This window comes from Bacillus sp. F9_6S_D1_P_5, assembly GCF_054823925.1.
The window spans coordinates 1-10380 of record NZ_JBTREW010000047.1 but is presented as its reverse complement, the minus strand read 5'-3'; the positions used below and the strand labels follow the sequence as shown (position 1 = coordinate 10380).

Sequence of the window (10380 nt, the reverse complement as noted above, 5' to 3'; positions counted from 1 at the left end):
TTATAAAATCTACAAAAGATAATAAAAAACTATATGGAAAGACCGCATTTTGTTTGAAAATATACCTTAAGTTGATGGATGTGTGGTGCTACCCCTATATGCAATAAAATTACACCTTTCTATTTGTTTATATCTGTTTATATACGTCTGCATATACCACTTTTAGTTGATTCCGTAATTGTTTGTTTTCTTCTTCAACTTTCTTGATTCTTCGCTTCAAAGATTCAATGATTGCATCTTTGTTACTGTCATTTATTTTCCGCTTAATTTGTTTCGAAGTTAGTGCTTGAGCTTGTTGATGGCGTAATGATTCAATTCGATCACGCAGTTTCTGATTGTTGTACAGCGTTGCTTTAGCTACACCGGCCTCGCTTGACACACTATTAAAATTGATGAGCTCATTGGCTCGTACGAGCCTTTGGATAGCTTTATCCACCTTTTGCGAAGTGATTGCTTTTCTGGATGCATGGATTGCTCTCAGCTGTTCTTGACGGTCATATTCAGCCATTTTTAACACCTAACTTTCTTTTCATCCGCTCTTGCCTACCAAAGATAATATTTCCTTCTTGTAGGGTATTGAAAATGTTTTGATAACGTTGTAAATTTTTTTCATTTTTCTCAACTATATCTTCTCGCCCCTTTTGTTTTGCTATTTCAATAGCTTTCATGGTTGTTTTAATGTGAAGTTCATATTTTTCCTTATCTAATTCCGAAAACCCTACTGCTAAGTCTTTACATGGCGTTTGATTATCACCACAAGTTAGGCAAAGTGGCGCTTCCATATGAGGGCAATTTCCGTTCAGTCGAGCATGACACGTTCCATAAGGTTGTCCATCGCATTTAGCTTGTGGTCTTGCCATAAGGCATCCAATATGTCTGTTGGAATATCTTCTCCTGATTTAATTTCTTGTACTTCACCATTTAAATCAAAGCTAAAAATACCTTGCTTTATGACCGATTCAAAGGCTTTTCTTTTCGTATTATCTAATAGCTTGGCATACCTTAATGTCATTTCGGGGGATGCATGCGCTAATAACTCTTGTACCGTAAGAATATCCGCACCACCGTTTAACATCTTTACTCCATAAGTATGTCGGAATTGGTGAGTTTTAAAATGAAATAGGTTACTATTTTCATCCTTAATATTTTTTTGCTTTGCTAATATATTTAGTTAGGTTCTAATATATTTTTGGTCGAATGGTTTACCTTTTCGTTGACCACGATAACGAACAAAAATATATCCTTCAGGATTATTGTCTTGATTGCTAAGTTCTTTTGATTTCTCGATAAGAACCGCAAGAATATCTGCTAATTCACTATCAATCGGAATTCGATGCCCTTTTACATATGTTTTTTCAATATCGGTTTCAATGGAGTATTGAGCATTTAATTTTACTAAACAACCAGAGGTTAAACCTAATACATCTGAAATTCTAAGTCCTGTTTTAAACGCAATCCAAACGACAGGGACAGCCTCTTTAGGCAAATCATCAATATGAGTAAAAAGTTGCTCTAATACATAGTCAGGAATATAGTCAATTTGTTCAATTGACTTCTTTCTTAGGTTTGGTTTATCTTCAGGGAAAATTAATAATTTAACATTAGCTTTGGGAGCCATATCGAACTCATACCGTTGAATATCTGCAAGGAATTTTTGTAGATAAGACAGCGATCTCGCAACATAACTTGCAGGGTGAGCGTTACGTTTTTTTAAATTATTTTTAACGTATTCATGTAAATGTTCGATATACTGCTCAATATGTGTTCTTCTTAGAAGCTTTAAGTCTTTCCATGTTGGTTCCAATGAAAATATAAACTTAAAAAACGATGATATATATTGTAGATAATCCCGTGCTGTCCCCGTAGAAAACTTGTTTTTACTGATTAATCGTTGCTTAAAATATTTTTTAACTTGTTCACGAACCATTTCATCAATCTTTGAGAAATCAAGTTTGTAAAAATCTATACTTTTATTGTAGTCAATACCATATTTATCATGTAAATTACGAATATCCCACTTGTCTTTTTCCCATTCTTCACGTTTATCGGTAAATTGGAATAGAGCAGTATAAACGTTCCTTAAAAAAATACTACTGGTGTTTTAGAAGTCACATTATTTAATACTTTTTTTTTGTGTGAAGTGAGTTTTTATTCCTTTCTTATTCAACCAAAATAAATATTCTCGTTCTGCTTTTTCAATATCCAAATTTAAAAGAGATGATATTTTGGGGTATTTCTCGTTTATGAACTCTGTCATTTTTCTTAATGGACCTTGAGCCATAAAAGCACTTGTAATTGTCCATAAATCGTTAAAGAGTTGTTGATAATATACATATTTCACTTCTAAATTAATTGAAGGGTTGGTAAAAGAAAAATGAATATTTATATTTGAATATTTGTAGTTTGTTACCATTTTTTCGAACTGGTTAATTTCCCCCAAAAAGTGGACATTCCATTTGTCATTAACTACGAAATATGGGTTGTATACTTGTTCAATTGAAACAGAACCATCTTCATGTACTGTTTTTTCAGGATATGTTGAAAGTTCTCTTTGCAAGCCTTCATGAAAGCCTATTTCCTCTACCTGAACATCCTTGATTTGTTTCATATAGTAATTCCTTTCAGTTTTTTTTCTTTAGATTAAATTCGGATTGTGCTTTATGCCACTCTTCTCGAATATCTTCATCCGAAGGATGTAGGTATAGATTCATTGTTGTTTGAATTTGAGAATGTCCTAATCGTTCTTGCACTTGCTTAATATCCTTTGTTTTCTGGTAGAAAATTGTAGCGTGTGTGTGACGAAATAGATGAGGATGTAGGTTTATCCCTGTTTTCTTTTTTAATCGCTTAAATAGAGACTCAACGTTCCAATATTCCATTGGTTTTCCTACATCTTTTCCTCTCAGTTTTACAAAAACAAAGTTTGAATCCAAGTCTAATTCATCAAGCACTTCATACAGGTAATCATCATATAAATCCATTAAGGATTGTGATACATAAATTTCACGTTCTCCTGTTTTTAACATCGCACTGTTTTCTAATTCCCCCCGCTCTACTAAACTAATCCGATGCCCTTTTTGATGGTCATAAACAAAATCCTCCATGAAAAGAGAGAGAGCTTCTCCAATACGCAATCCGGTTTCAAATAACAATTGAATTAAGAACTTATCTCGTATATTAGTGGTTGCTTGTAATACTTGTTGTACTTCTTCTTTTTTGAGTGTTTCTACTCTTTTACGTGGTTCTTTTAATTTCAGTATGTTTCTGATTGATGGCTTGTCCTTATTAACATGATGTAAGAAACTTTTGTAACGTGAGTATCCTCCTGTAAATACTTGCTTCATTAACTTTTCCATCATGTCATTTTGTAATTCTTCATTTCGGTAGAGGTAGTCATAGAAGTTTGCTATAACGGTAATTGTATGGTTAATTGTTTTTTCCGTTCGCTTTGCTTTCTTTTGTTGAAGAGGAGTAACATTTGAACTCTGATAGGGGCTTCTTAACCACCCCACAAACCTAACTAAATCTTCTAATCTAATAAACTTGTAATCTTTGTTTGTTTCTTCTAAGTAGGTATAAAAATGTTTTAAGGAATAACAATATGTTTTTTGAGTATTAGGTCTTTTCCCTGTCTTATCTAAATACTTTATATATTTCATAACAGGCATTATAGGGAATCCTTCTCGATCTAGTAAAATGTATCTTTTGTTATTCTCTATGAGAACCTCTTGTACCCTCATCGCACTTCACCCCTAAAAAATATTAACGCTCGGTCTAAAGACCTCACTACGTCTCCCGCTATGGGCTACGTCTACCACTTAAAGTATACATATTTTTCTGAATATTATATACATACTGAACTATATTTTCAATATCTGTATAACTAATCTAATACGTATAAGAAAAGAGGATATATGCTCATATATTGAACATAATATCCTCTTCTTAGTTTAGTCTATTTAAATAATAACTTAGGGACATTTGCATGATTTAACTTACTAATCGTGTAATTCGTTTCTTCTGCCATGAAAGCTTATAATATGCATACTGTAAAATTAAGCTAACAATAAATGCTGCTGGGTATCCAATCCATATCCCTTCTATACCAAGACTTGTATGGTAAGAAAGATAATATGCTACAGGTACTTCAACAAGCCAAATTGATACGACGCCGATAACAGTTGGCCATAATACTGTACCACTTGCTCGCATTGTCGCACTAATAATTTGTGCATGACCGAAAATTAAATAACTCCATAACGTAATCATAACGAGGCTATGAGCAATTTCAATTGTAGTTTGACTCGTTAAAAATAGTGATAGAATGTCTCTTGAGAACAAGTAAATAAGAGATATTAGCACACCACCGATGACGTAGTTCATAATAATTCCGGCCTTCACAACTTTCTGCAGTCGATCGAATTGATTTGCACCAATTGATTGCGCTGCAAAAATAGAAACTGTAATACCAAGGCTAACGGCTGGCATTTGTACATAACTTGCAACTTGGTTCACGACGCCATATGCTGCTGTTGCATCCGAACCGTAACGATTTACAAACGCGATTACCGCAATTTCAGATAATGAAACTAATATCATATTAATACTCGCTGGAATTCCGAGTCGCAGCAATAGCTTTAATAACTCCCCATCCATGCGAAGATATTTTCTTACCGTACTATCTAATTGTAGTGGGTGATTTTTCTTCTTTAAATACACTAACATGACAATAAACGTAATAACTGTAGATATAACAGAAGCATAGGCTGCTCCATACACATCTAATTTCGGAGCTCCTAACCATCCAAAAATAAGAATCGGTAATAAAATCATATTTAGTGCGGTACTTACAATTAAAAAGTAAAATGGCGTTTTAGAATCTCCTGTACCTCTCATAAACGTTGTGTATGCAAAATATAAAAATAAGACTGGCATCGATATAAATAAAATACGCGCGTAATGAACACTTATATCAATAATATTTTCTGGCGTTCCCATAAGGCGCATAATATCCATCGCAAAAATGCTACCTACTATCGCCAACACAACTCCAATAATAAAGGTAAATGTCAGTGTCGTACCAACGATTGCTTTTAAACGATCTTCGTTTTTAGCACCAAACGCCTGACCAATTAAAATCGAACTACCTGAACCAATACCAATTACAAATGAAACGAGTAAGAAAAATAGTGGGAAGAATGCTGAGATGGCCGCTAAATCATTCACTCCAAGCCATCTTCCTACTACTACCATACCGAATAATTGTCCAATTGATTGTAGTACATTACTTAATAGTAACGGTACTAAAAACATGGACATCGATTTCCAAATTGGTTTACTCTCACTCTCTAGCTTATGTGACTCCGCACCCTCTTTATTGTTATCTGTAGGTGGTTTCAAATTTCATTTCTCCTTTTATTAAAAATCTGTTTTTCAACTTCTATCTCTTTGTATAGTTATTATAATGATGTGCTTCTATTCATTTTCTTTTCCGTATTATTATAACTTCACCCAATATTCGCTTCCATCAGCTGTTCTATCTAAAAATCCATATTCGATTAAATATCTTCTTAAAGTTACAAAATCCGGGTAAATGCTTTCTATGACAGTATTTACTTCTTTTTCAGTGTACTTTTTATTACTATCAAACTTCGTCACTAAATGGCGTAATATAATTAATTTACGCTTTTGCTTTTTCGGAAATTTAGAAAGCGGTCCATCTAATCCTTCTGTAAAATGTGCTTTTAATACTTCATCATTTTCTTCTTCCGTAATATTGTAACGATCATCTACCATCGTTGCGGTTCTATGAATCGGTACAAATTTCGTTTGTACTTTTGATTTTTCTTCCGACAGTTCCATTAACGCTAAAAACACTTTCGCTTGCTTCATTTTCTCTCGAAGTGTAAATCGATGATTACGAATAGTTGATGTACTTCCGCCATCCATCTCTTTTACAATCTCTTTATCATTCAGCCCCATATGGAAAAACTGAACCATCTTCTTTTGCAAATCAGTTAAACCAGTGTACTTCTTATCAAGATTTAATAAATAATCAAACATAGACGTATGTTCATTTTGCACATGCAATTGTACAAACTTCTCTGCTTCATACAGAACTTGATTATCTTGATAAATTACGCCCTTAATAAACGCTTCTCCACAAGCTAAACAAATATACTCCTCTGCTTCCGCTTCAAACACATACCCTTTCTTCAATTCCTCAACCGACGCATCCCAAAACTTCTCTGAAATATCACTCATACTAAACACTCCTTTAAATCGTCTATTTAAAAACAGACAAATTCCAATAACGTTTACTATCACCTCATCATTTTAACACACCACACATAAACATTTCAACGTTTCGTTTACCGATTCTACAAACTTTTATAAAAAACATCTATTTAATTTTTTTTAAAGGACTTAAAGTAACAAAAAGCGAATGTATTTAATACATGAATGAAGATAGGATGCGAAACAAAACATGACTATTCTGCAAGATACTTTGTTGACTGTTAAACAAATTTCCGGCTCACATCATACTTTTAGTCTTCCGCCTACTATACTGAAAAAAGTAAAATACGTTATTCAATATTCGAGTGATAACAACCTCATTCAACACGGAACTGGTACTCACTCATTCCAAAACTTAATTTAACTACAAAAAAAGTATTTCCTTATATGGAAATACCTTTTATCCATTATATATTCTATTTATAACCTCGACTAAAGCCTTACTTACCTCTACAAATATATGCTTTCGATTTCGATCTTCAACAAATGTATTAGCACAACTACCCATAATCATCATACAACTAATTATGACTAACGCTACCTTTCTATTCTTGTAAGTCACTTCATGCCACTCCACTATTACAAAACTTCTTTTGAATTTATCCCATCAAGAAATTTTACATGAATAATAAGCTGAAGGAATATGCAATTCTGCATATTTACACGTTTTATCACGATGTTATGATTTAATTTAGTTAAAGAACACGTATACTGGGGTGACTAACTTGAAATTTAAAGCGAAAAAAAATCCATTTCACGTCATTTTTATTTCATTATTTATCATAATTTTTTTCATTTCGCTATTCTTCCAAAATGAAAATTCTATTTTTTTCACTCTCATGATGCTGCTAAATGTCGTAAATCTTTCTTCATTCTATTTTTCTCACTACCATATCACTGCATCATCTCTTATTGTAAAACACGGTTTCATATTTCATACCGAAATTCCATTTGAAGACATTCGTCACGTTAAATACTCTGGTAAAAAACTTCATTCAATGAAATGGACTAGACAGCAATTAGAAATCCATTACAATTTATTTGACTCCGTAACTGTTTTTATACCTCAAGAAGAAGAAAAATTCATTTCAGCCTTAAAAGAAAACTGTCCGCATATGAAAGTATTGAATATGTCTGCTAACAAATAATATATTTTGGCACTTACAGTAATACAAATAGAAGAGATAAATATTAAAAAAGCCAAGATTCTAAACAAAGAATCTCGGCTTTTTTTATTACTCTTTCGGAGCAATCATTTTTTTCGGATCTACAATTTCATCAAATTGCTCTTCTGTTAGTAGTCCAGATTGCAATGCTGCTTCTTTTAGCGTTAATCCATCTTTATGAGCATGCTTCGCAATTTTCGCTGCATTTTCATATCCGATATGCGGGTTTAATGCTGTAACAAGCATTAATGAACGATTCACATTCTCTTTAATTACTTCTTCATCTGCTTCAATACCTACTGCACAATTATCATTAAACGAAACAATTGCATCTGCTAATAAGTGAGCGGATTGTAGGAAGTTATACGCAATAACAGGTTTAAATACGTTTAACTCAAAATTACCTTGACTCGCGGCAAATCCGATTGTTGCGTCATTTCCCATCACTTGCGCTACAACCATCGTTAACGCTTCACTTTGCGTTGGATTTACTTTACCTGGCATAATAGAGCTTCCTGGCTCATTTGCCGGAATAATAATTTCTCCTAGACCACTACGTGGACCACTTGCCAGCCAGCGCACATCGTTAGCGATTTTCATTAAATCAGCTGCTAATGCTTTTAATGCACCATGTGTATATACAACTTCATCATGGCTCGTTAATGCGTGGAACTTATTTGGTGCAGAAATAAATTGCTTACCTGTAAATCGGCTAATTTCCTCTGACACCATCTCACCAAATTTAGGATGAGCATTAATACCTGTTCCAACTGCAGTACCACCAATTGCAAGCTCTTTCATATATGTATTACTCTCAGCAATCATACGCTCTGTTTTTTCAAGCATACGGTGCCATCCGCTAATTTCTTGTCCTAATGTTAACGGTGTTGCATCTTGTAAGTGTGTGCGACCAATTTTTATAATATGTTCAAATGCAATTACTTTTTCTGCTAACATTTCTTTTAATTTCGTAATTGCTGGTAAGACGTGATTTTCTACTGCGATTACACATGCTACATGAAGTGCCGTTGGAAATGTATCATTTGAGCTTTGAGACATGTTCACATCATCGTTCGGATGAATATGTACGTCGGATCCCTTCTCTTTCAAAATTTGATTCCCTCGATTTGCAATTACTTCATTCACATTCATGTTTGACTGTGTACCACTACCTGTTTGCCATACGACAAGTGGAAAATGTTCATTCCATTTCCCTGCAATCACTTCGTCAGCTGCTGCCACAATTGCTTCTGCTTTTTCTTCTGATAGCTTTCCTAATTTTTGATTACTAAGCGCTGCACTCTTCTTTAAAATGGCAAATGCTTGTACAATTTCAAGCGGCATTTGCTCTGTTCCAATCGGGAAGTTTTCTTTACTACGTTGCGTTTGTGCTGCCCATAATTTATCAGCTGGAACTTTTATTTCTCCTATTGTATCTCTTTCAATTCTGTACTCCATTTTTTCATCCCCTTGAAAATATAATACCTACATCTCTTATATTAACAGACTTTCAATCAAATGATAAGAATTCTCACTTATATATACAAATATTCAATGTTTTTTTGAAGATTCCTCTTGACCTAAACTTAAGTTTAGGCTGTATCCTTTCCATTGTAACCTACTATAACACTACTGGAGGAATTCAAAATGAAAAAATATGCTTTCATAACAGGTGCGAATAAAGGGATCGGATATGAACTCGTTCGTCAATTAGCAGAAAAAGACTATCACGTATTTTTAGGTGCTCGTAATAAACAACTTGGACAACAAGCCGTAGAATCTTTACATGTTTCAAACGTTTCCTATATTCAAGTGGATATTTCTAGTGCTCAATCCATTCAAGAAGCAATCAAAAAGATCCATGAAACGACTGACCACTTAGATTTATTAATCAATAACGCAGGCATAGCACTCGACTTCCATACGCTACCTAGTGAATTAAATATTGAAACTTTACGCCAAGGATTTGAAGTTAACTTTTTTGGAACATTCCAAATGGTGCAAGCCTTTTTACCATTATTAAAAAAATCAAGTAACAGCAAAATTATAAATGTAACAACTGACATGGCCTCACTAACAATGTTTGCTAGTGGTGAAACACACCCGATTAATACATTAGGATATAATTCTTCAAAAACAGCTATTAATGCTTTAACATTAGCTTTTAGCAAAGAATTTGGCACTAACGGTCCAGAAATTTTCGGAGTAACTCCTGGTTTTACAACTACTGACCTAAATGGAAATTCCCCAGGCGGCCATACGACTAATGAAAGTGCTAAAATTATTATTAAATATGCATTAAGTGAAACAAACTATAATGGTAAAATACTAAATAAAGATGGCATTATACCTTGGTAATAAAGGGATGAACGATATGTATTATACAATTGGACAAGTCGCCAAAATGCACCTCTTAACTATTTCTCAAATACGTTATTACGATAAACAGGGACTGTTCCCTTTTCTTAAAAGAAATGAAAAAGGAGATCGAGTTTTCGATGAAGAAGCACTGAAATATTTAGAGATGATTTTATGCTTAAAAAACACCGGTATGCCCATTCAAAAAATAAAACAATTTATCGACTGGTCTATGGAGGGAGAATCTACAATCCTTCGACGATTGGAATTAATGCAACAACAGGAGACCAATGTTTTACAACTCATTCAAGACACTGAAAAAAACTTAAAAAAGATACAACAAAAGATCGCTAAATATGAGGACGAGATAACTTCTTCAACTCCTATTACAAAATAAAAAAATCACCTTCTACAATATGTAGAAGGTGATTTTTTTATTTTCAGAGTGTTGGGAAACCCTGAAAGGGTTCCCAACACTCCGGAATCTTTTTTGATTTTAGTGAAAGAAAACAATATAAAATCATAGAATTTAGAAAAATAGCCCACCACTAACCCCTTT

Annotated in this window: 8 protein-coding genes and 2 pseudogenes; 4 read left to right on the top strand and 6 right to left on the bottom strand. The window is 33.6% G+C overall.

What is annotated here, in order from left to right:
- Positions 1-127 precede the first annotated feature (127 nt).
- The 5 genes and pseudogenes from ACUXEY_RS27940 to ACUXEY_RS27920 form a co-directional block, all read right to left on the bottom strand.
- A complete protein-coding gene (locus ACUXEY_RS27940; protein ID WP_461302065.1) occupies positions 128-508 on the bottom strand; it encodes a DUF6262 family protein in 381 nt (126 codons plus the stop codon).
- A pseudogene (locus tag ACUXEY_RS27935) lies at positions 501-2608 on the bottom strand (tyrosine-type recombinase/integrase). Before ACUXEY_RS27935 ends, ACUXEY_RS27940 begins: the two are co-directional and overlap by 8 nt.
- 13 nt (positions 2609-2621) lie before the next feature.
- The gene (locus ACUXEY_RS27930; protein WP_098431611.1) at positions 2622-3740 is read right to left on the bottom strand and encodes a tyrosine-type recombinase/integrase; all 1119 of its coding nucleotides are present in this window, start codon (positions 3738-3740) and stop codon (positions 2622-2624) included.
- A 250-nt stretch (positions 3741-3990) separates the two neighbouring features.
- Positions 3991-5400, bottom strand: a complete 1410-nt coding sequence (locus ACUXEY_RS27925; protein ID WP_000804154.1) for an MATE family efflux transporter — start codon at positions 5398-5400, stop codon at positions 3991-3993.
- A 99-nt stretch (positions 5401-5499) separates the two neighbouring features.
- Positions 5500-6264: a DUF2087 domain-containing protein gene (locus ACUXEY_RS27920; RefSeq protein ID WP_087958266.1), complete on the bottom strand. Its 765-nt coding sequence runs from the start codon at positions 6262-6264 to the stop codon at positions 5500-5502.
- Between the two features lie 253 nt (positions 6265-6517).
- Between ACUXEY_RS27920 and ACUXEY_RS27915 the strand changes: the two are divergent.
- Together ACUXEY_RS27915 and ACUXEY_RS27910 are read left to right on the top strand one after the other, a co-directional pair.
- A pseudogene (locus ACUXEY_RS27915) lies at positions 6518-6661 on the top strand (MBL fold metallo-hydrolase); the annotation flags it as partial.
- A gap of 361 nt (positions 6662-7022) precedes the next feature.
- On the top strand, positions 7023-7445 hold the full coding sequence (locus ACUXEY_RS27910) for a PH domain-containing protein (protein ID WP_461302064.1): 423 nt from the start codon (positions 7023-7025) through the stop codon (positions 7443-7445).
- Positions 7446-7532: 87 nt separating this feature from the next.
- Here the strand turns inward: ACUXEY_RS27910 and fumC are convergent, their stop codons facing one another.
- Positions 7533-8921, bottom strand: coding sequence for a class II fumarate hydratase (gene fumC / locus ACUXEY_RS27905; RefSeq protein WP_461302063.1), 1389 nt, complete (start codon positions 8919-8921; stop codon positions 7533-7535).
- 189 nt (positions 8922-9110) lie between these two features.
- On the opposite strand from fumC, the gene ACUXEY_RS27900 reads away from it, so the two are divergent.
- Positions 9111-9821: an SDR family NAD(P)-dependent oxidoreductase gene (locus ACUXEY_RS27900; RefSeq protein ID WP_376905325.1), complete on the top strand. Its 711-nt coding sequence runs from the start codon at positions 9111-9113 to the stop codon at positions 9819-9821.
- 16 nt (positions 9822-9837) lie between these two features.
- On the top strand, positions 9838-10218 hold the full coding sequence (locus ACUXEY_RS27895) for a MerR family transcriptional regulator (RefSeq protein ID WP_376905487.1): 381 nt from the start codon (positions 9838-9840) through the stop codon (positions 10216-10218).
- Positions 10219-10380 lie beyond the last annotated feature (162 nt).